A 21,962-nucleotide genomic window follows, 5' to 3' on the forward strand; every position below is an offset into this window, starting at 1 on the left:
CATGAGCAGTAACACGCTGACTGAACGGGCGGGTAGCGAACCCGTTCCCGCGTCGAAATCCAAGGCCAGTCCCAAACGGCTCCTGGCGACCGGCGCACTGGTTATCGCCGGACTGGCCGGGATCGGCTACGGCTACCACTGGTGGACGTCGGCCCGCTACCTGCAGAGTACCGACGACGCCTACGTCGGGGGCGATGTCACGGTGATCGGTGCCAAGGTCGGTGGCTACATCGCGGAAGTCGCGGTGACCGACAACCAGTCGGTCCACGCGGGCGATGTGCTGGTCCGCATCGACGACCGCGACTACCGCGCCGCGCTGGCCAAGGCCGAGGGCGCCGTTGCCGCACAACAGGCACTGCTGGCAAACCTGGATGCCACCGCGCGCCTGCAGGAGGCTGTCATTGCCCAGGCCAAGGCCGGCATAGCGGCTACCAATGCCGACACCGTACGGGCGCACGACGACCAGGTGCGCTACGCCAGCCTCGTGGCGAAGGCGGCGGTATCCATCCAGAGCTCGCAAAAGGCTGACTCGGACTACAAGCAGGCGCAGGCCAATGGCGAGAAGGCGCGTGCCTCGCTGCTGGCCGCGCAGCGCCAGCTCGAAGTCATTGGCACGCAGAAGCAGCAGGCCGAGGCGTCGCTGGCGCAGGCGATCGCCGAGCGCGACATCGCGAAGCTGAACCTCAGCTATACGGAACTGCGCGCGCCCGTGGACGGCACCGTGGGCAACCGCCGCGCCCGCGTCGGCGCCTTTGCCGGTGCCGGCAGCCAGCTGCTGTCCGTCGTGCCGGCCAGCGGGCTGTGGGTGGACGCCAACTTCAAGGAAGGACAACTGGCGCACATGCGCCCCGGCATGCCGGTCGAAATTGAAGCCGATGTCCTGCCCGGACGGGTCTTCCATGGCCATGTTGCAAGCCTGGCGCCCGCCACCGGTGCGCAGTTCAGCGTGTTGCCGGCTGAGAATGCCACCGGCAACTTCACCAAGATCGTTCAGCGCGTGCCGGTGCGGATCCGCCTGGATGAGCAGGATGCCCGGCTTGGCGTCCTGCGTCCGGGCCTGTCGGTCGTCGCCCAGGTCAATACGCAGCCCGGCAAGCAGGTGCATTGATGACCACGGCCAGCCTGACCCGCCCTGCGCCCGCCGCGGTGGCGACGCCGGACGAGATGTCCACCGGCGCCAAGGTGTTCGCCTTTGGCACGATGTGCGTGGGCATGTTTATCGCATTGCTGGATATCCAGATCGTTTCCGCGTCGTTGCGCGATATCGGCGGTGCGCTCTCGGCCGGCACCGATGAAACGGTCTGGATACAGACCAGCTACCTGATCGCGGAGATCATCGTCATCCCCTTGTCCGGCTGGCTGTCCCGCGTGATGTCGACGCGCTGGCTGTTCGCCGCCTCGGCGGCGGGCTTCACGGTGACCAGCCTGCTGTGCGGGGTGGCGTGGGACATCCACAGCATGATCGTGTTTCGGGCGCTGCAGGGTTTTCTGGGCGGCTCGATGATCCCGATGGTGTTCACCACGGCCTTTGCTTTCTTCGTCGGCCCCCAGCGCGTTATCGCCGCAGCCACCGTCGGCGGGCTGGCCTCGCTGGCGCCGACACTGGGGCCCACCATCGGCGGCTGGATCACCGATCACTATTCCTGGCACTGGCTGTTCTTCATCAACCTCGTGCCAGGCATCTTCGTCACCATTGCGGTGCCGCTGCTGGTCAAGGTGGACCGGCCCAACTGGTCGCTGGTACGTGGTGCCGATTACCTGGGCATGGGGCTGATGGCGCTGTTCCTGGGTTGTCTCGAATACACCCTGGAAGAAGGGCCGCGCTGGGACTGGTTCGGCGACGACGTGATCTTGGCCACCGCCTGGATCTCCGGCTTGTCGGGCGTGGCCTTCATATGGCGCACGCTGACCTATGCCAACCCGCTGGTGGACCTGCGCGCACTCAAGGACCGCAACTTCGCGCTCGGCTGCTTCTTCTCCTTTGTCACCGGCATCGGCATCTTCGCCACCATCTACCTGACCCCGCTGTTCCTGGGGCGCGTGCGCGGGTTCAGCGCGCTGGATATCGGGCTGGCGGTGTTTTCCACCGGCGTGTTCCAGATGGCGTCGATCCCGCTCTATGCCTTCCTGGCGAACCGGGTCGACCTGCGCTGGCTGATGATGGCCGGCCTGGCGCTGTTTGCGGTGTCGATGTGGTATTTCGCCCCCATCACGCACGACTGGGGCGCGGCGCAGCTGCTGTTGCCGCAGGCGCTGCGCGGCATGGCGCAGCAGTTCGCGGTGGCGCCCACGGTGACGCTGACGCTGGGCAGCCTGCCGCCGGAGCGGCTCAAGCTTGCGTCCGGGCTGTTCAACCTGATGCGCAATCTTGGAGGCGCCATCGGCATCGCGGCTTGCGCGACCGCGCTCAACAATCGCGGCAATCTGCACTTCATGCGCGAGGCAGAGCACTTGAATATCAGTAATGAAGCCATGAGCAACCTGCTGCAGGGGCTCAGCAACCAGTTTGTGGCGATCGGGCTCGATGCCGCCGATGCGCAGACTGCGGCGCTCAGGCAATTGTGGGGGCTGGCCTGGCGCGAGGCGCAGACACAGACATTTGGCGACATCTTCCTGCTGATCCTGGTCTGCTTCGCGATTGCCACCGCGATGGTGCCGCTGATGCGCAAGGTTGCAGCACCGAAGGGCCGTCGGCAGATGCGCATTGAATGCCGTCAGGACACGGGAGCCTATTGCAAGGTCCAGGACTCGGCCACCACGCCTGTTCCGCACGGCGCGTCGCCTGACGCGCGTGCGACCGATTGATGCTAACTTTTGCCAGGGAGAATGCAATGAATGCAAGAGATGTCGTGCTGTGCCAGCCCGTGCGGACCGCCATTGGCGCCTACAACGGCTCATTGAAATCCATTCCGGCGACCGAGCTCGGTGCCACGGTGATCCGGGCATCGGTGCAGGCCGCGGGAATCGATCCGGAACAGGTTGGCAGCGTCGTGTTCGGCAATGTGATTCAGGCCGGCAACCGGATGAACCCCGCCCGCCAGGCAGCCATCGGCGCGGGCCTGCCGGTTTCAGTGCCTGCCATGACCGTCAATCGCGTATGCGGCTCCGGGGCACAGGCTATCGCAACGGCCGCGGATGAGGTGCGGCTGGGTTATGTCGACGTGGCCGTTGCCGGCGGCATGGAAAATATGGACCGCGCGCCTTACCTGATGCCTTCCGGGCGCTGGGGACAACGCATGGGCGACACGGTACTGCATGACAGCATGCTCTACGACGGACTGCACGATGCATTCTCCGGACAGCACTCCGGATGGCATACCGAGGACCTGGTCGCGCGCTATGCGCTCAGCCGGGACGCGCAGGACCGCTGGGCCGAACGTTCGCAGCGCAACTTCGCGCTGGCCCAGGCGCAGGGGCGATTCGCCGGCCAGATCGTCGGCGTGCCGGTGAAGGGGAAGGGCGGCACCACGATGTTCCAGGCGGACGAAGCCAACCGGCCAGACACCAGCCTCGAAACGCTCGGCAAGCTCAAGCCCGCGTTCCGCCCGGACGGCACCATCACGGCCGGCAATGCACCGGGGCTCAACAGCGGGGCGGCGGCCATGATCGTTGCCGAACGTTCGCTGGCCGAGGCCAGGGGGCTGCAGCCGATGGCGCGGCTGGTGGCCTATGGGGTGGGCGCGGTGGAGCCCGGCCTGTTCGGGCTGGGGCCCGTCCCGGCAGTGCGGCAGGCGCTGCAGCGCGCCGGCTGGCAGCTGGGCGATATTGAACGCATCGAGATCAATGAAGCGTTTGCCGCGGTTCTCCTGGCGGTGGCTGCGGAGCTGGGTTTGCCCCACGACATCATCAATGTCGACGGTGGCGCCATTGCGCACGGCCATCCGATCGGAGCGACCGGCGCGGTGCTCACCACGCGCCTGCTGCATGCCATGCGCGCGGATGGTATCCGGCGCGGCATCGTCACGCTGTGCATCGGCGGCGGACAAGGGATTGCGCTGGCGCTCGAGGCGCTGGCCTGATTCGTCGCCGGCTGTATCGCAACGGGCGGGCGCTGGTCCGTGAATTCAGCGTGAAGAAATCTGGAGGAGCAAACAATGAACATCCAATACATCGAGGATCTGGCCCCGGGCCAGAAGTACGGTTCAGGGCGGCTGCAGGTCGAGCCGGACAGGATCAAATCCTTCGCCGCCGAGTTTGACCCGCAGCCTTTCCATCTCGATGAAGACGCTGCCCGCGACACGCTGTTCCGCGGCCTGGCCGCGAGCGGCTGGCACACGGCGGCGCTGACCATGCGCCTGCTGGTCGACGGCGAGCTTCGGCCCGCGGGCGGCATCATCGGTGCGGGGTTTGAGGAACTGCGCTGGCCCAAGCCGGTGCGGCCCGGCGATGCGTTGCGTGTCGAGAGCGAGATCCTGGAGGTGCGGACGTCGAAGTCGCGCCCTGACCAGGGCATCGTGAAGGTGCGCATCACGACCTTCAACCAGCATGATGAGCCGGTGCAGGCCGGCGTCGTCAACCTGGTCGTGCAGTGCCGTCCCGTCGATAACGCGTGAACGGGGGCGCCATGAAGATATTGGTACTTGGTGCCGGTGCAATGGGTGGCTACTACGGCGCGCGACTGATCGAAGCCGGTGCGGACGTGACTTTCCTGGTGCGGCCCGGACGCGCGCAGGCGCTGGAACGCCATGGGCTGGCGGTGCGAAGTGAGCTTGGCGGCTTCCATCGCCCGGTAAGTACGGTCCAGGCGGGCAAGGTCGAGGCGCAGTATGACCTCGTCCTTCTGGCTTGCAAGGCCTATGACCTTGACGATGCGATCGCTGCGATCAGTCCGGCAGTCGGCCCCCGCACGGCGGTCTTGCCTCTGCTCAATGGCCTGGCTGCCTATGACCGGCTCGACCATCGCTTTGGCCGGGAGCGCGTGCTGGGCGGGGTCTCGTACATCGCGACAACACTGGCCGCGGACGGCACCGTCCTGCACGCTGGCCGCATGGACCGGCTGGTGGTCGGCGCGCGCGCCGCGCAGACGTCCGCGCTGGCCGCGGAGTTCCATGCGCTGGTGTCCCGGGCAGCGGGCGTGCGCGAGATATCCGCGACGATCGAGCAGGAGCTGTGGAACAAATGGGCCATGATCGCCGCAGGCGCGGTCATGACCTGCCTGATGCGAGGGACCGTGGCGGACATCATGAAGACGCATGACGGCCGTCGCCTGATGCTTGATGCGATCGCGGAGTGCCATACAGTGGCGCAACTGTGCGGGCACGCCATCCCGGAACCTGTTGCCGATGCCATGCAGGCCCGCCTGCTGGACCGTGCATCGACCTGGGCTGCGTCGATGATGCGGGATATTGCCCAGGGCGCCCCGCGCATCGAAGCCGACGCCATCGTCGGCGATCTCATCGCTCGCGCTGCCAAACACGGGCGCGATCTCCCGTTGAGCCGCACGGCCTATTGCCACCTGCAGGTCTATGAGGGTCAGCGCGCTGCGCAGCAGACTGCTCCCCGCCCCACTGACAGAATTCACGACATGACCACTTTTTCTTCTTTGCTGCAGCGCACGGAAGGCCGCGTGCTGGTGCTCACCATCAACAATCCCGGCAAGCGCAACGCCATCGCGGCCGACCTCTATGACAACATCCGCGCCGCGCTGGCCGCTGCCGCGGACAATCCGGAGATTGGCGCGATCGTGCTGACCGGCGCCGACAACTACTTCTGTGCAGGCGGCGACCTGGAACTGATCAGCAAGCGGCGGGACCTGACTTACGAGGAGCGCATCGAGCGCCTCGGGCACCTGCACGACGTGGTGGCCAAGCTGCGCGATTTCCCGAAGCCGATCGTGGCGGCGGTCGAAGGCGGGGCGGCGGGCGCGGGCTTCTCGCTGGCAGTGGCCTGCGACCTGCTCGTGGCGTCTGCTGGTGCTGCCTTCTCGATCGCCTATGTGAAGGTGGGGCTGACCCCGGATGGCGGCATTACGGGCCTGCTGGCACAAAGCCTGTCGCGGCAGGTGCTGACGCAGCTGGCGTTGACCGGCGATCGCATCACGGCGGAGCAGCTGCAGCAGTTCGGGGTCGTCAACCAGTTGGTTGAAGCGGGACAGGTCGGCGCCGTGGCGATCGCGCTGGCGGAGCGGCTTGCGCAAGGGCCCCAGCAGGCCATGGCATCGATCAAGGCGCTGTGCCGGCATGCCCATGAGCGCACGCTCGACGACCAGCTGGAAGCCGAGCGGATCTCGATGGCCGTGGCCCAGGGCGGCGCCGAAGCCGCCGAAGGCATTGCTGCATTCCTTGGGAAACGGCCCACCGATTTTGCCAGCCTGCGCCGCGGCAAAGCTGGCTGACCGCGGTGCCACAGGGGCCTCGACGAGGCCCCCTCAGGCCCACCCCTTTCAAGGTGACGAAAATTGGGGCACCCTCCGTGTTCTCGAACAGAAACCGGAGTCAATGGCGTGGTACTGGACGCAGTGGTGGAACGCTTTATCGAACACAGCCCGATCAGCGTGATGGCGCGCCTGGGGTTGCAACGCGCCCTTGATCCGGCCTGGATCGACGAGTTGTTCGAGCAAGAGCGTGAAACGCAGTACACGCGGGAGTTATTGTTCTCGACGACGGTGGAAATCATGTCGCTGGTCGCCGTGGGGCTGCGCCCGTCGGTGCATGCGGCAGCCAAGGCCAGTCCGGCGCTGCCGGTTTCCATCACCGCGCTGTACGACAAGCTCAGCCGGACCGAGCCGGGGCTGGTTCGTGCCCTGGTGCAAGGCAGTGCGCAGCGATTGGGGCCGGTCGTGCAACCGATGTTGCGCAAGCAGCCGCCATCGGTGAATGGCTATCGCCTGCGCATCGTGGATGGCAGCCATTTGCCGGCGAGCGAAAAGCGCCTGAAACCATTGCGGGGGTTTCGGGGTGCGGCCTTGCCAGGGCAGTCATTGGTGGTCTATGACCCGGACACGGCGATGATCGTCGATCTGGTGCCCTGTGAAGATGCGCATGCCCAGGAGCGGGCCATCATGGAAACCCTGCTCGCATCGGCCCAGCCGGCCGAACTGTGGATCGCCGATCGCAACTTCAGCACCCGGGCGATTCTTGCCGGGTGGCAGCGTCGCGGCAGCGCCTTCATCGTGCGGGAGCACGGCCGCAATCCGAGCCCCAGCGAGCTGGAGCCGTTACGCGAAATGGGCCGGGTCGAAACCGGCATCGTGTACGAGCAAGCGGTCAGCATCCCAGATGAATCGAACGCGCCGCTGGTGCTGCGGCGCATCGAGCTGCATCTGGATGGCGCCACCGAGGATGGTGACACCGTCATCCGCCTGCTGACCAATGTCCCGGCCGCCCATCTGACGGCCGAGGCAGTCGCCCGGCTATACCGGCGACGCTGGAGCATCGAGAATCTGTTTCAGCGGCTGGAATCGGTGCTCAACAGTGAGATTCGTTCGTTGAGCCAACCGCGCGCGGCGCTGCTGGCCTTCGGCGTGGCGGCGCTCGCGTATAACGTACTGAGCGTGATTGCGACTGCGGTGAGAATCCGGCATGAGCTGGATACCAGCGACATCGAGCTCTCACCGTATTACCTCGCCAGCGAAATCCGGGCAACTTATGCCGGCATGATGATCGCGGTGCCGCCCGAGGTGTGGCAGGCCTATGACCTCCTCACCCCAGCTCAGCTCGGTCGCGAGTTGATCAAGATGGCGACGCACGTTGATCCCCGCGCGATGCGCAAACATACGCGGGGACCGAAAGCGCCGAAGAAGAAAGGCTATGTGGCCGGATGCGTAGCACGGCGGCATGTTTCTACCGCCCGTGTCATCAAGGCTGGACGTGTCGTCTAATCACCTTGAAAGGGGTGCCCCTCAGGCCCCACTAGGCCCCACCAGGCCTTATTGCCCGGCCAGCTTCAGGTCTTTGGCAATGCGGGTCAGCTTGGCGTGCTCGCTGTGCAGGAAGGCTTGCGCCTGGGCCATCGTCATCGGCTCAATCGCGCGCTGCAGGTTGACGCTGCGGCGGGTGCTGTTCTCGGGGCTGGTCACCCAGGCGTTCATGGCCTCCACCACGCGTGCCGTCACGGCGTCTGGTGTATCCGGCGGGGCCAGCACGCCTGCCCACTGGCTGTACTCGAAATCGACCAGGGCTTTGTTTTCAGACAGCGCGGGCACATCCGGCAACGACGGATGCCGGGCCTTGCTGGCGACCCCGATCGGCTTGAAGCGGCCGGCCTTGATCATGCCGTAAGTCGGGCCACCCATGGGAATAAAGGTCAGGTCTACCTGTGCACCGGCAATGTCGCTCGTGACCGGGGCCGCGCCTTTGTATGGCACTTCCAGGAAGCGTACGCCGGTGCGGGCCTGGAAGTCGACGCCGACCAGGTGGGGCGCCGAGCCGGGGCCCCAGTGTGCCAGCGACAGCGGACGGTTCTTCGGGTTCTTCGCGTAGGCGATGACCTCGTCGACGTTCTTGAACGACAACGAGGGATTCGAGACCAGGATGAAGTCTGAAATCCCGCTGAAGCCCGTCAGCCTGAACTTCTCCGGCGAGTACCTGGCCGATGGGATGGTGAGCGGTGCGATCAGGAAGTCGATGCCGGTGGTGCCCAGCAAGGTGTAGCCATCGCTGGCGCTGCGCAGCACGTTCATCGCGCAGATCGAGCCACTTGCACCGGGCAGGTTGTCGGCAATGACGTTCTGCCCCAGGCTCCGCTTCATCACGACGGCTGCCGCGCGGATCGATTCGTCCGCCGGGCCGCCAGCGGGAAATGCGACCTTGACGACAATCGGCTTGCTCGGATAGGGCGCTTCCGCCCTCAGCCAGGATGGGGCGAGCATCGCCGGCGCGGCGCCGCAGGCAGCCTGCAGCAGGCGCCGGCGCGAAAGCTGGATGGTCATGGTTGTCTCCTTGATGGATTCTGCGAGCCTGCATGCCGGGCGTGAGGCGCTGCCGGCATGCAACTCGCACTGCCTCTGGTGAGGCCCTGTTCTCAGGAATGGGTTACTCGTAGACCACCGTGTACTTGATCGTCAGCGTCGAGAACGCTTTGCCGATGGTGGCTACCGCGACCTCCCTTTCCTCGTTGCTCAGGGTGGCGGGCAGCACCAGCGTGGACAGGATGCCTTGGTCCCCGCGATCCTCGATGCGGATATCGACAAGCGGAACCGGTGTGTCCGCCTTGACCTCGGCAAGCATCTGCCGCTGCGCCCGCAGCACGGCGTCACTGCGCAGCGTGTTCTTCTGGATCTTGCCGACAGCAGTCTTCGGGATGGCATCGACCAGGTAGAACTGCTTGGGCACGGCGGCACGTTCCGGGATCACCTCATAAGCGTAGTGCTTGATGCGTCCGATCGGGAAGGTGCTACCCGGCTTGAGCGCGATGTACGCGACCGGCAATTCCCCGGCATGCGCGTCCGGCAGGCCGACGGCGGCGGCATCGAAGACCTCGGGGTGCCGATACAGCGCCTCTTCGATCATGCGCGGATCGATATTGTTGCCGCCGCGGATGATCAGGTCCTTGGCCCGGCCGGTCAGCCAGAGGTAACTATCCTGGTCCGCATAGCCCAGGTCGCCGGTATTGAACCAGCCGCCCTCGAACCAGATGCTCTTGTTCTGCTCCGGGTTCAGGTAGCCGGCGAAGATGTTGGGTCCGCGCACCACCACGATGCCAGGCTCGCCCGGCTCACACTCGCGCTGGATGCTGCCACCGGCAGCCTTGACGACCTTCATCTCCTGGTAGGCCATAGGGAGGCCGATCGAGCCGATGCGCCGCTCGCCATAGCGGGGGTTGGTTGCGCTCAGCGCGGTACCTTCGGTCAGGCCGTAGCCCTCGAAGATCATCGCGCCGGTCTTCTGCTCGAACGCCTCCGCGACGGCCACCGACAACGGCGCGGTACCGCAACTCGCCGCCTTGAGCGAGCTGATGTCGGCGTTGCCGATCGGGATGTTCAGGGCCATGTTCACCACGCTCGGCACCATGCCCAGCGCCGTGACCCCGAAGTGGTCGACGATCTGCCAGAGATTGCGGATGACGGAAGGATCGCGCCAGCCGCTGGAGGTCAGCAGTACGACCGATGCGCCACGGGCCAGCGGCATCAGGCAGTTGGTGAGCACGCCCGTGACATGGAACATCGGCACGCCGCAGACGCGCACGTCATCTGGCTGGACGTCGATCTGCATCGCGCTCACCCAGGCCATGGCCACCTCGTTGCCATGGGTGTGGAGCGCAAGCTTGGGCGTGCCGGTGGTGCCACCGGTATGGAACATCGAGGCGGTATCTTTCGGCGAGAAGACCCGCTTGCTGTCGAGCGTCTCGCCCTTGAAGTGGGTAAGCCCGGCGTCGAGATCGACAATCCCTGCCTCGCTCGCCGTGCCGCCGCCGGCCTTGATCCAGTGCCGGACGTCGGGCAGCTCGCGCCGCACCAGCATGGCTTTGTTCCAGGCCTCGATATCCGCGTCGGGACCATAGGCGATCACCGCCTTGGCGCCGGCGTTGCGCAGCAGCGCCGCGATAATCTCCGGCTCCAGCATCCAGTTGACCGGGCAGGCAATGCCAGTCGCCTCGCTGCCCCAGAGCGCGTACTGCGACTCCGGCGTCACCGGCATCAGCACCCCGATGACGTCGTCGGGGCCGAGGCCCAGCGAGTGCAGCAGGTTGGCGGTCTGCGTGATACGCCCGAACAGTTGCGCATGGGTGATGGTGACCGCCTTGCCCAGCTCGTCGCCGGAGGCGAAGTAGTGCAGGGCGGGCGCTTCCGGCGCACGATCGCGCGCTAGGCGCAGCAAATCGTAGGTGCTGTGAGGCAGCTGACGGTCGCTAAGCGGCGTCTGCTCGAAATCCCTGATATCGGCGAGCGACGTCACCTTCAGCCGCGGCTGGTAGGGATCGACCTGACCCGGGCTGGCCGCCATTCTTGTGTTGAACTGGGTCATGATCAGGTTCCCTGGTAGACCGGACGGCGCTTGTTCAGGAACGCTTCACCGCCTTCATGCATATCGTCCGTGCTGAACAGCGTGGCGAAAGCAAGCTGTTCCAGCATCAGCGCCGTATCGAGACTTGCGTCCTGACCGTTATTGATCATCAGCTTGGCCATCGCAATGGAGTGCGGCGATTTCTCGGCAATGCGTTGCACATAGGCCTTCGCTTCCTCCAGTACCTGGCTGGCGGGCACCACCTTGTTGACGAGCCCGATGCGGTAAGCCTCGTCCGGCTTGATGATTTCGCCGGTAAAGATCATTTCCTTGGCGCGTGTCGCACCAACCAGCCGGGTCAGCCGCTGGGTACCTCCGCGCCCCGGAATCAGGCCTACGTTCGTTTCGGTCTGTCCGAGCAGGGCGTTGTCCGCGGCCACGCGCAGGTCGCACGCCATGGCCAGCTCCAGGCCGCCGCCAAAGCACGGCCCGGCAATGGCCGCGATCACGGGGATGGTGCTGTGGTGAATCAGCGCCCACAAGTCGGGTGCACCGCTGGTCGGCACGAAGGCCTCGATCGGGCGGCGTGCGAGCATCTCGGGAATATCGCCCCCGGCGACGAACGCCTTGGTGCCGCCCCAGAGGACGATGCCGCGCACTGTCCGGTCGGCCATCAGCGAGGACAGCGCCGCGTAGAGGTCAGTGCGAAGCGTCGTGTTGAGTGCGTTGTACTTCTCCAGCCGGTTCATGGTGACGACGGCACAGGGGCCATCCCGGTCTACGAAGACGGTTTCGTATTCGGTGATATTGCTCATCAGGTGTCTCCTGTTTTTCCTGGGTCTCTTAGTGAATGAACTCGAACAGCCCGGCTGCGCCCATGCCGCCGGCGGCGCACATGGTCACGACGCCATACTTGGCCTTGCGGCGACGCCCTTCGAGCAGGATGTGGCCGACCTGGCGCGCACCCGTCATGCCATACGGATGTCCGATGGCGATGGCGCCGCCGTTGACATTGACGCGCTCCAGGGGCAAGCCCAGTTGGTCGATGCAATACAGCGCCTGGCAACCGAACGCCTCGTTGAGTTCCCACAGGTCGATGTCGTCGATGGAGAGCTCGTTGCGCTCAAGCAGACGCGGGACCGCACGAACAGGACCGACGCCCATTTCGTCCGGTTCCACACCGGCGGTGGCCAGGCCAACGAAGTACCCCAGCGGTTCGAGGCCGCGCCGTTCGGCTTCGCGTTCGGACATCACCACCAGCGCCGCGGCGCCGTCCGACAACTGGCTGGAATTGCCGGCCGTGACCTGGTAACCCTCGCCCTTCACTGCGGGCAGCACGCGCAGCTTTTCCAGCGTGGTGTCGGCGCGGACACCTTCGTCGGCCTCGAGCAGGAACTCAACCGTCGAAGTCTCGCCCGTCTCCTTGTTCGTCACCGACTTGATCGATGCGAGCGGAACAATCTCTTCAGAGAAACGGCCTGCCTTCTGTGCTTCGACGGTGAGCTGCTGGCTACGCACGGAGAACTCGTCGGCGCGCTCCCGCGACATGTCATAACGCTTGGCTAGGATCTCCGCGGTATCGATCATGTGCAGATAGACATCCGGGCGATTCTTTGCCAGCCAGGCTTCTTGCTGGGCGACCTTCAGCGTGACCGGCTGCGACAGGCTGATGGACTCGACGCCGCCCGCCACCATCACCGGCACCTTATCGATCAGCACGCGCTGCGCGGCAAAGGCGACCGCCTGCAGCCCGGACGCGCAGAAGCGCGTCAGCGTGGTGCCGCTCACGGACACCGGCAGGCCGGCGCGGATGCCACCGGCGCGGGCAACGTTGCCACCGGTGGCGGCGATGGGTTGGCCGCAGCCAAAGATGATGTCTTCGACTTCCCCGCCGTCGATTCCCGCGCGCTGGACGGCATGCTGGATGACGTGGCCTGCCATGGTCGCCCCATGGGTCATGTTGAATGCGCCTCGGCTGGCTTTACCGATCGGGGTGCGGGCATACGAAACGATTACTGCGCGAGACATGGGTTCTCCTTTGGAGTTGATGGATGCAGACGTTCTCAGTCTGTCAGGCCAAATATAGACAGTGGATACATTAAGCGGCGAATCGTTCATTGGAACGAACGAACGGATGGCAGCGTTGAACGTGTCAGGTGCCTTGCCCGCTCCGTATGGCCCCTGATCTCCACGGGCACATGCGGTGTATCCACTGTCTACATGCTAGGCGGACGATCTTGGCGACGTCAAGAACTGGTAGGCAATGTTCGGGTTTACCTGCCTCTCCATTTCTTGACGGTGCACAACTCGCTCTCTAGGATATAGACACTGACTAGATTGACGTCGGGCCAAAAGGGCGAAGGAAACGCAGCAGCATTTGCAGCTTCGTGGCGGTTCCGTCGCCATGGGGATGGCAGAAACTGGAGGGATAAAAATTGGAATTCACTGGCGCACAGGTCATCAAGGCCTCCAGGGAAGAGGTCTGGAAGCGGTTGAATGATCCGGCTACGTTCCAGCAATGTTTGCCGGGATGTGAGCAATACCTGCAGGGCGATGACGGTGGCTATGACGCGGTAATCGTCGCGGCCGTCGGGCCAATCAAGGCGCGTTTCAAGGGCACGGCCCGCTTCTCCGACCACCAGGAGGGCATTGGTTATCACATCGAAGGCAGCGGCAGCGGTGGCGTCGCGGGCTTCGGCAAGCTGGGCGCCGATGTCCGGCTGGAAGACGTCGAAGGCGGCACTGCCCTGCATTACGTTGCCGCAGCGCAGATGGGAGGGAAGCTGGCACAGATCGGATCCCGTCTGGTCGGCGCCGTGGCGAACAAGTTCCTGGCGGAGTTCTTTTCCCGCTTCGAAAAGCTGGTGAGTCTTGAAGGAGATGGAGGCAGTTCCCTGGCACCTTCCCCTGACTGAGCCCCGGCCGGCCAGGGAAGGACCTGCTGATATTTTTTTTGCCCTTTAGTATGATGACCGTAATACTATAAGCGTGACCGGTGCTGATGCCGGAGGGGCAAACGGAGACACAGAGGCGACAGTGAAAATAGAGAACACTATCAATGGCGTGAGCGGCACAACCGAGATCGAGCCGAGGCGGCTCCTGGTGCATTTGTTGCGGGACCAGAAGCGCCTGACCGGCGTCCACATCGGTTGTGACACCTCGCAATGCGGGGCCTGCACGGTGCTGATCGACGGAACGACCGTGAAGTCATGCACCGTGCTTGCCGCCCAGACCGACGGCTGCGAGCTCCATACGATCGAAGGGATGGACAACGATCCCACGACGACCGTCCTGAAGGAAGCCTTCAACGAGCTTCATGGCCTCCAGTGTGGATTCTGTACCCCGGGAATGCTGCTTGCGGCACGGGCGCTCCTTGCGCATCAGGCCGCGCCTTCGGAACACGAGGTCAGGGAAGCGCTGCACGGCAACCTGTGCCGCTGTACCGGGTACCAGAATATCGTCGATGCGGTGCTGCTTGCCGCGACCAGGCTGCAGCAGACGCCGTCCGCCACCTGTGGGGAGTCTTGAGATGAGCGAAGCACAGAACGGTAGTGCAACCAAGTACATCGGCAAGTCGGTCAGGCGCCGCGAAGACAAGCGCCTGATGAGCGGCCGGGGCAAGTTCACCGATGACCATCAGTTCCCGGGCATGGTCTTCGCGGCCTTCGTGAGGTCGCCTTTTGCCCACGCCAAGGTGCGCGGAATCGATACGGCGGACGCGCGCGCACTGCCTGGCGTGATCGGCGTATTGACCTATGCCGACATCGAGGGCAAGGTCGGCGACATCCGGCCGAACTGGGTCGTGGGCAACTCGAAGGTGCCTCCCCATCCACCGCTTGCTGCCGACCGCGTGCGCTACGCCGGGGAGGCCGTGGCGATGGTAGTGGCACAAACGCGCGAGATCGCTGCGGACGCCGCCGAACTCGTCACGGTCGACTACGAGGAGCTTCCGACCGTCGTCGACGCGGAAGCTGCACTGGCAGAGTCAGCGCCCCAGCTCCACGACAACGTCCCCGGCAATCGCATTGGCGTCTTCCGGCTAAAGGGCGGCAACTACGAGGATGCGGTGAAGCAAGCCGACCGGGTCGTGTCGATCCGGCTGGTCAATCAGCGGCTGATACCGAGCCCGCTCGAGCCTCGCGCCTTGTGTGCGACCTACGACCCCACTGACGAGCGCCTGACGTTCATCGTCCCCACTCAGGTTCCGCATATGTCGAGGCGGTGGCTGGCGGAAACGCTCCGGTGGCCAGAGCACCGGATCCGGCTGGTTGCGCCGGATATCGGCGGCGGGTTCGGCGCAAAAATGCATTTCTATGCGGAAGAGGTGCTGGTGGCGTTCGCATCCCGGCACTTCGGCCTTCCGGTCAGCTGGACCGAGACGCGCAGCGAGAACCATGTCGCGACCACGCACGGCCGCGCGCATACGGAATACGTGGACGCACCCGTCACCAAGGACGGCAAGGTGCTGGGGATCAGGTTGCGATCGTTCGCCAATCTTGGCGCCTATCTCTCCAATATGGCGACGGGCATCCCTACCATCAACACGGCGAACTACATCACGGGGAACTACCAGATATCGTCGGTCGATGCGGAGGTCAATCTGGTGACGACCAACACCACGCCGGTCGACGCCTATCGGGGCGCCGGACGGCCGGAAGCCGCCTATATCATCGAGCGGCTGATGGACGCGGTAGCCGGGGAACTCGACATCGACCCGGTCGAACTACGACGCCGCAACCTGGTGCGGGCGGATCAGTTCCCTTACCAGCCGCACGACGGCGCGCGCGGCAAATGGGATTCCGGCGACTACGAGGCCTGCCTGGCGAAGGCGACCGAGCTGATCGGCTACCAGCGTTGGCGCGAGGAGCAAGCCACGCTGCGCCAGCAGGGCAAATACATCGGCATCGGGGTGATCTGCTATCTGGAACTGGTGGGCATGGGCATTTCGCCGATGCTGGAGAAGGTCGGCTTCGACCGGGGCGGCTGGGAGAGCGCGCATGTCCGCGTGCATTCCGATGGCAAGGTCACGCTGTTCAGCGGATCGATGCCGCAAGGCCACGGCCACGCCACCAGCTTTGCGCAGATCGTCGCGGAAGCCCTGCAACTGCCGATGGACGATATCGATGTGGTCCAGGGCGATACCGATCGCGTGCTGGCGGGGCATGGCACCTTCAATTCGCGATCGATGCCCGTAGGGGGAAGTGCTGCCTACCTGGCGGCGAGCAAGATCCTGGCAAAAGCACGCCGGATCGCAGGCATCATGCTGGAAGTGCCTGAAGCGGAAGTTCACTATGCCGATGGCCAGTTCACAAGCGCAGCCAACCCCACCGTTATTCCCTTCGCGAAGGTCGCAAGAATGGCATATCTTGCGCACAAGCTGCCCAGGGATGTTGAAGCCGGCCTGGATGAACGCGTCTTCTATGAGCCGGTCGCCCTGGGAGCGCCGAACGGCTGCCATGCAGTGGTCGTGGAGGTCGATGCGGAGACCGGCACGGTGGCGATTCTCGACTATGTGGCGGTGGATGACGTCGGCGTGATGATCAATCCCATGCTTTGCCACGGCCAGATGCACGGCGGGATCGCGCAAGGCATCGGCCAGGCTTTGTTTGAAGAGGCCAAATATGACGAAGCCGGGCAATTGCTTTCGGGTTCGCTGCTCGACTATGGCTTCCCGCGCATCGAGCAGATACCGCGCATGCGTACCGGCTTCCATGTCTCCCCGGCGCCCTCGAACCCGCTGGGCGTCAAGGGCATCGGTGAGGCCGGCTGCGTCGGTGCGCCGCCCGCGATCGTCGCGGCGGTATGCGATGCCTTGAAGCCATTCGGCATATCCCATCTCGATATGCCCCTGACGCCGCCAAAGGTCTGGCGGGCGATTCACGAGACCAGCCGGAGCGCGACATGATTCCCTATGAAGTCGAATACCTGAAGGCGGGCAGTGTGCAACAGGCGCTCTCCGTGCTAGCGCAGAACCCCGACGCCAAGATCCTGGCCGGCGGCCATACGCTGCTGCCGATGATGAAGCTGAGACTGGCCAGGCCGGCTTTACTGGTCGATATCGGCCGCCTGCCTGAACTCCGTGGCATCGCGGTCCATCAGGATGCTATCTCGATCGGCAGCGTGACGACCCACGCCGAACTGGAAGCAAGCGCGGAGCTGAAGCAGCTGGCGCCGCTGTTTCCGCTCGCCGCGAGCGTGATTGCCGATCCGACGGTCAGGAACCGCGGAACCATCGGTGGCGCGCTGGTACACGCCGACCCGTCGGCGGACTGGCCGGCTGTCGTGCTGGCCGCCGGCGGCGAGATGGAGATTGTGGGCGCACAAGGCACAAGACGCATCCCCGCGTATGAGTTCTTTGTCGACTTCATGTCTTCGGCCGTGCAGCCGGACGAGGTCCTGACGCGCATCCATGTGCCATTGCCAGCCGCAACGCGGGTCGCATACCGCAAGTTCCGGCATCCTTCGTCAGGGTACGCGGTGGCCGCCGCGGCGGTCGCGATCGAGGTGGTCAACGATGGCTACGCATGGGGGCGGATCGGCATCACCGGCGTCGCCGATAAGGCGTTTCGCGCCACGTCGGCCGAGGCCTTGCTGGAAGGCAACTTTACCGACATCGCGGATAAGGTGGATGCCATTGTCGACACGGCATTCGCCGACGTGACCCCGCTGGAAGACAACTTTGCCGATGGTGCATACCGGCTGCAGCTGGGCCGGGTCATGCTGAAGCGGGCGCTCCTCGAAGCCCTCGAACCACGGCGCTGAGTGCTGCAACGCCGGGGTGGCTACGACTGCGCGGCGCTTCGTGGCCTTGCCCTGGGCTTGCTTGCGGCGGCATCCGCTCCGGATGCCGCCGCCTTTTTCTTCCCTGCCGCCAGCAGGCCGGTCAGCACGAACTGCTGTACGCTCTGCCGCCATTGCGCCAGCGCGACTTTCGGGCGCGGGCTCGGTCCGGTCGGCTTGGCACTGAAGAACATGCTGACGCCGTGCATGGCCGACCACGCGCAACGCACCATCATGTCGTCGAACTGCTCAGCCAGATGGTTTTCCCGGAAGTAGTCTTGGACCGCGCCGGACAACAGCTGGTAGGACGCGTTTCCTGCTTCAAGCAGCTCGGGGTAATTTTCCTTCGCTTCGATCTGCGGCCCGAACATCAGGTAGAAGAGGGCCGGATGCCTGACGGCGAACTCGATATAGCCATCCATGACGGTGAGCAACCGCGCCTCGGCAGTCATCTCGGGCGACAGCCGGGCGCGGCGCACGGCGACCAGTTCACGGAACCCGTCGGCGGCGATGGCGGCCAGCAGGCCTTCCTTGTCGGCAAACTGGTTGCGCGGCGCGCCGTGGGACACCCCCGCGAGCTTGGCCGCGGAGCGCAGCGTCAGTCCGTGGACGCCCTTGTCGGCCAGGATCTCCCTGCCGCAGCGGATCATTTCTTCCCGCAGGTTGCCATGGTGATAGCTTTGGCGGGCCGGGCGGGTCGTTGAGGTGGTCATGAGTGCCATTCGCGATGTCGTCAGGCCTCAATATTAGCGCTAACCCGACCCTCTCCCCAGCCTCGCCGTTGATTAACGCGTCCGGCTGCTGATCACCTGGACGTCGTCGAAGCAGATCAGCGAACCATCAGCGCGCGTCAGCGGCGGCGCCATGATTTCTTCGCCCGTCTGCGTGTCTACGAAAACCGTGGCGCGCCGCCTCGGTTCAGCCCATCGCTCCGCCCACGCCTTGAGGCTCAGGTAGGTAGGCAGGAAATCGCGCGCGCTTTCGCTCAGGAAGTAGGCGCAGCGTGTGCTGCCTGCTATCGGCCGGCGTACCAGCAGGCCATGATCGGTCATCGCCTGGAGCCTGGCGCTCAGGATATTCGAGGCAATGCCGAGGCGCCGCTCGAATTCCTCGAAGCGTGTCGCGCCGTAATACGCTTCACGCAGGATCAGGATGACCCAGCGCTCGCCCAGCACCGCCGCGGCGCGGGCAACGGAGCATGGCATGTCAAGGAAGCGGGTGCGACTCATCTCGCCTTGTCCTGGGCGCAGGCCGTCGCGCTATAGCGACGACTGGAGGGCATCCACGATTTCCGTGGACAGCGCTTCCGAGCGGACGGCGCGAGCCAGCACGAGGCCGCCGACCATGGAAGCGAGCGTGACGATCGCGTCCTTGCGGGAAGCCTCATCATCACTCCCCGCGACCAGTTCGATCAGCGACGCGACGCGCGCCTCGAAGCGCCGCCGCGTCTTGGCGTCAAGGCGCGAAACATCCGTGCCGAGCGCTGCGATCGCGCAACCCGATCCAGGATTGTCGCGGTGCTTCTTGCTCACATAGGCGCCAACGATGGCGCTCTTGCGCTGCGTGGGCGGCGCGGCTTGCGCTGCGTGCTCGAGAAACTCCATGGTCTGGTCGAAGGCGGCATCAATTGCCTCGGCAATCAAGGCGTCCTTGGAGTCGAAGTGTGCGTAGAAACCGCCATGCGTCATGCCGGCGCTCTTCATCAACTGCGCCACGCCGATGCCGTTGACACCGTGCTTGCGAAATTGCGTCGAAGCCGTCTTGACGATGTGCTTGTGGGTTTCGGCTTTCTGGTCCTGTGAATAACGCATGGTCGGGGAGGGAATAGTTGGAGGGCGCATGTGTCTCTGCAATATATAGCATTACGATCATCATGACATCCGATTCCTTCCGGATGTCAGCGCGTAGTGGCTTGTTCCCCGCACTCCCGAACTTGCCCTTAGGGATAGCACCGAGGGGAGGTGGCGTGATCTTCCTTGACCCTGCAGGTTCCCCTGACTAGCATGTAGACGCCGGATACATCGGTGGGCATGATCGGGAAAGTTGTCAGCGAACCGGGACATGCAAGGCGGCATCTCCTTGCGGTGCCGGAGTTCCTCGCGCTGCACTGTATGACGATCATCATTCTATTGAGTGACGTAGGAGGAGGAATGAGACAAGAACTAAAACGCGCATTCGCGCTTGCTTTGTCGGCCACGCTGGCGCTGCCGTATGCCGCGGCACATGGCGGCGAACAGGCGACAGGACAGACGGAACTTACCCGGGTCCAGGCCGGTTCACAGTCTGTCAGCATCGTGCACAGGATGCTGGAGCTACGCGTCGACTATGAAGCATTCACGCGCAGCTTCGAGTCCATCCTGGGTAAATTCGATCGGGCGGTGATGGCTTCCCTTGCCAGCGACCCCGAGGGGGCAGACGCAAAGATGGCGCGCATGGAGGGCGAACAAGGACTGATGATCTTCGCGGCGCAGGACCATGGTGCGCTGTTCACCATGACCGGCTCGCACCGGAAAGCCAGGCGCTATCACGTGGGCAACCCGAGGATTGCGCTGCAAATGACCAGCCTCGATATCCGCGCCGGCCTCTATGCACCGCTGTCCGTGCTGGTCTATGAAACGGAACCTGGCGTGGTGAAGGTCGACTTCGACCAGCCCTCCACGCTGTTCGGCCAGTTTGGCAACCCGGCCGTCACAGCGATCGGACTTGCACTCGATCGAAAGCTGGAGAAGGTGATTGAGCGGGCCACGCTGCTGGCGGCCCAGCGGTAAACCTGCCAACAGGGAAAGTCGGGCGTGCCACGGAGCACGACGGCGCAAACACGCAAAATACATACGGAGACAGTCGCATGAAACCACAGCAGTCCGGCTTGCCGGGGACGATCGACGTCCAGGCGTTTATCGACAACCAGAGATTCTCCCCCTACCAATGGATGGTGCTCATCGTCTGCTTCCTGGTGGTGGTGGCCGATGGCTTCGACACTGCCGCGATCGGCTATGTGGCGCCATCGGTGACCAGGGAGTGGGGCGTTTCGAAGCTTGTCCTGGGCAATGTACTCAGCGCTTCGCTGGTCGGCCTTGCGCTGGGCGCGCTGATCGCGGGACCCTGCGCCGACAGGTTTGGGCGCAAGGCCGTGCTCTTTGTATCCGTGGTTGCCTTTGGGCTCTTCAGCCTGGCCACCGCTTCCGCGGCATCCGCCGCCGAGCTGTCCGGCTGGCGCTTCCTGACCGGCCTCGGGCTCGGCGCGGCGATTCCGAACGCGACCACGCTGCTGGCCGAATACGCGCCGGCCAGGCGCCGCGCATTCCTGGTGAACAGTATGTTCTGCGGCTTTACGCTGGGGGCGGCGGGCGGCGGCTTCCTGGCCGCGCTCATCATTCCCGCATGGGGCTGGCGCAGCGTCTTTATCGTTGGCGGTGTGGCGCCGCTGGCTCTCGCCGTGCTGGTACTTGCGCTGCCGGAATCGATCCGGTTCATGGTGCTGCGCGACTGGCCAGCCGACAAGATCAGGACGGTGCTGCGGCGCATCGCAGGGTCGGCGGAAATCCATGCGTCCCGATTCACCTTGCCCGATGACCAGGCCGACAAGCTGCGCTCACCGCTCGCGCTGATCCTGTCGCTGCGATATCGCACCGGAACGCTCATGCTCTGGACCACCTACTTCCTCGGTGTGCTGGTCTTCTACCTGGTGACCAGCTGGATGCCGACGCTCGTCAAGGAGGCCGGCGCGACCGTGGCCGAGGCCTCGCTGATTGCGGCGCTGTTCCCGCTGGGCGGCACGCTGGGCGCCATTGCCTGCGGCTGGCTGATGGATCGCATCGATCCGCATCGCGTGATCGGAGTGGCCTATTTCTTCACTGCCGTATTCACCCTGGCGATGGGGCAGGCGACCAGCGGGGCATACCTGACCATGTTGACCCCGATTGCCGGGCTGTTCATGGGGGCTGGGCTGGTCTCCATGCCAGCGCTGGCCGCTTCCTTCTATCCCACCCACGGCCGTGCCTGCGGGGTGGGATGGATGCTGGGAATCGGGCGCTTCGGCGGCATCCTGGGCGCCGTTGCCGGCGGCACGCTGCTGCAGCTTGGCCTCGGTATGAGTTCGATTCTCAGCATCCTCGCGGTGCCGGCCCTGCTTGCAGCCGTGGCCGTCGCCTACAAGGGGTGGGCGGGCGCGGCGGAGACGCCGCTGCGGACGGGCTTTGCCAACGAAGCGTGACCACCTTGTGGCCCCGGGTGTTGATAACACATCAGCTTGCTACGCTCCCCGGGGCAGCGTACGCAGGCTGGACGGCAGGTGTGGAA

Annotated in this window: 18 protein-coding genes and 2 pseudogenes; 13 read left to right on the forward strand and 7 right to left on the reverse strand. The window is 64.6% G+C overall.

Annotated features, from left to right (window positions below; translation table 11 throughout):
- The first annotated feature begins 1 nt into the window (after position 1).
- The 7 genes and pseudogenes from AC10V3_RS23115 (at position 2) to AC10V3_RS23145 (ending at position 7,819) form a co-directional block, all read left to right on the forward strand.
- Positions 2–1,108: an HlyD family secretion protein gene (locus AC10V3_RS23115; protein WP_022537728.1), complete on the forward strand. Its 1,107-nt coding sequence runs from the start codon at positions 2–4 to the stop codon at positions 1,106–1,108.
- Positions 1,108–2,708: pseudogene (locus tag AC10V3_RS23120) on the forward strand (DHA2 family efflux MFS transporter permease subunit). The gene AC10V3_RS23115 and the pseudogene AC10V3_RS23120 overlap by 1 nt, the downstream one beginning before the upstream one ends.
- 123 nt (positions 2,709–2,831) lie before the next feature.
- The gene (locus AC10V3_RS23125) at positions 2,832–4,019 is read left to right on the forward strand and encodes a thiolase family protein (RefSeq protein ID WP_490924054.1); all 1,188 of its coding nucleotides are present in this window, start codon (positions 2,832–2,834) and stop codon (positions 4,017–4,019) included.
- Between the two features lie 75 nt (positions 4,020–4,094).
- Positions 4,095–4,553 (forward strand): MaoC family dehydratase, encoded by a 459-nt coding sequence (locus AC10V3_RS23130; protein WP_022537731.1) that lies wholly within the window; start codon positions 4,095–4,097, stop codon positions 4,551–4,553.
- Positions 4,554–4,564: 11 nt separating this feature from the next.
- Positions 4,565–5,497, forward strand: a pseudogene (locus AC10V3_RS23135) (ketopantoate reductase family protein); the annotation flags it as partial.
- Positions 5,498–5,524: 27 nt separating this feature from the next.
- Positions 5,525–6,334, forward strand: coding sequence for an oxepin-CoA hydrolase, alternative type (locus AC10V3_RS23140; protein WP_454752706.1), 810 nt, complete (start codon positions 5,525–5,527; stop codon positions 6,332–6,334).
- A 162-nt stretch (positions 6,335–6,496) separates the two neighbouring features.
- The gene (locus AC10V3_RS23145; RefSeq protein WP_374063686.1) at positions 6,497–7,819 is read left to right on the forward strand and encodes an IS4 family transposase; all 1,323 of its coding nucleotides are present in this window, start codon (positions 6,497–6,499) and stop codon (positions 7,817–7,819) included.
- Between the two features lie 48 nt (positions 7,820–7,867).
- Here AC10V3_RS23145 and AC10V3_RS23150 read toward each other — a convergent pair whose 3' ends face one another.
- The 4 genes from AC10V3_RS23150 to AC10V3_RS23165 all read right to left on the reverse strand — a co-directional run bounded on the left by AC10V3_RS23150 (position 7,868) and on the right by AC10V3_RS23165 (position 12,911).
- Entirely contained in the window at positions 7,868–8,869 is a 1,002-nt protein-coding gene (locus AC10V3_RS23150) for a Bug family tripartite tricarboxylate transporter substrate binding protein (protein ID WP_022537734.1), read from the reverse strand.
- 103 nt (positions 8,870–8,972) lie between these two features.
- Positions 8,973–10,904, reverse strand: a complete 1,932-nt coding sequence (locus AC10V3_RS23155) for an acyl-CoA synthetase (protein ID WP_022537735.1) — start codon at positions 10,902–10,904, stop codon at positions 8,973–8,975.
- Positions 10,905–10,906: 2 nt separating this feature from the next.
- Positions 10,907–11,698, reverse strand: coding sequence for an enoyl-CoA hydratase/isomerase family protein (locus AC10V3_RS23160; RefSeq protein WP_022537736.1), 792 nt, complete (start codon positions 11,696–11,698; stop codon positions 10,907–10,909).
- Between the two features lie 28 nt (positions 11,699–11,726).
- Complete coding sequence (locus AC10V3_RS23165; RefSeq protein WP_022537737.1) at positions 11,727–12,911, reverse strand: acetyl-CoA C-acyltransferase; 1,185 nt, start codon at positions 12,909–12,911, stop codon at positions 11,727–11,729.
- Between the two features lie 407 nt (positions 12,912–13,318).
- Between AC10V3_RS23165 and AC10V3_RS23170 the strand changes: the two genes are divergently transcribed.
- The 4 genes from AC10V3_RS23170 (at position 13,319) to AC10V3_RS23185 (ending at position 17,645) form a co-directional block, all read left to right on the forward strand.
- Complete coding sequence (locus tag AC10V3_RS23170) at positions 13,319–13,798, forward strand: SRPBCC family protein (RefSeq protein WP_022537738.1); 480 nt, start codon at positions 13,319–13,321, stop codon at positions 13,796–13,798.
- A 121-nt stretch (positions 13,799–13,919) separates the two neighbouring features.
- Positions 13,920–14,411 carry a (2Fe-2S)-binding protein gene (locus AC10V3_RS23175; RefSeq protein ID WP_041681686.1) on the forward strand — a complete coding sequence of 164 codons (492 nt, stop codon included), beginning with the start codon at positions 13,920–13,922 and terminating at the stop codon, positions 14,409–14,411.
- 1 nt (position 14,412) lies between these two features.
- Complete coding sequence (locus AC10V3_RS23180) at positions 14,413–16,788, forward strand: xanthine dehydrogenase family protein molybdopterin-binding subunit (RefSeq protein WP_022537740.1); 2,376 nt, start codon at positions 14,413–14,415, stop codon at positions 16,786–16,788.
- Positions 16,785–17,645 carry an FAD binding domain-containing protein gene (locus tag AC10V3_RS23185; protein ID WP_022537741.1) on the forward strand — a complete coding sequence of 287 codons (861 nt, stop codon included), beginning with the start codon at positions 16,785–16,787 and terminating at the stop codon, positions 17,643–17,645. Before AC10V3_RS23180 ends, AC10V3_RS23185 begins: the two co-directional genes overlap by 4 nt.
- A gap of 20 nt (positions 17,646–17,665) precedes the next feature.
- Here AC10V3_RS23185 and AC10V3_RS23190 read toward each other — a convergent pair whose 3' ends face one another.
- From AC10V3_RS23190 to AC10V3_RS23200, 3 genes are all read right to left on the reverse strand, one after another.
- Positions 17,666–18,385, reverse strand: coding sequence for a TetR/AcrR family transcriptional regulator (locus tag AC10V3_RS23190; protein ID WP_022537742.1), 720 nt, complete (start codon positions 18,383–18,385; stop codon positions 17,666–17,668).
- 63 nt (positions 18,386–18,448) lie between these two features.
- A complete protein-coding gene (locus tag AC10V3_RS23195; RefSeq protein WP_022537743.1) occupies positions 18,449–18,892 on the reverse strand; it encodes a winged helix-turn-helix transcriptional regulator in 444 nt (147 codons plus the stop codon).
- A gap of 30 nt (positions 18,893–18,922) precedes the next feature.
- Entirely contained in the window at positions 18,923–19,504 is a 582-nt protein-coding gene (locus AC10V3_RS23200; protein ID WP_454752708.1) for a TetR/AcrR family transcriptional regulator, read from the reverse strand.
- 189 nt (positions 19,505–19,693) lie between these two features.
- Here AC10V3_RS23200 and AC10V3_RS23205 point away from each other — a divergent pair, with 189 nt between their 5' ends.
- Entirely contained in the window at positions 19,694–20,431 is a 738-nt protein-coding gene (locus tag AC10V3_RS23205) for a DUF302 domain-containing protein (RefSeq protein WP_349608595.1), read from the forward strand.
- Positions 20,432–20,508: 77 nt separating this feature from the next.
- The gene (locus tag AC10V3_RS23210; RefSeq protein ID WP_022537746.1) at positions 20,509–21,876 is read left to right on the forward strand and encodes an MFS transporter; all 1,368 of its coding nucleotides are present in this window, start codon (positions 20,509–20,511) and stop codon (positions 21,874–21,876) included.
- Positions 21,877–21,962: the final 86 nt, after the last annotated feature.

This window comes from Cupriavidus sp. PB-02, assembly GCF_058252315.1.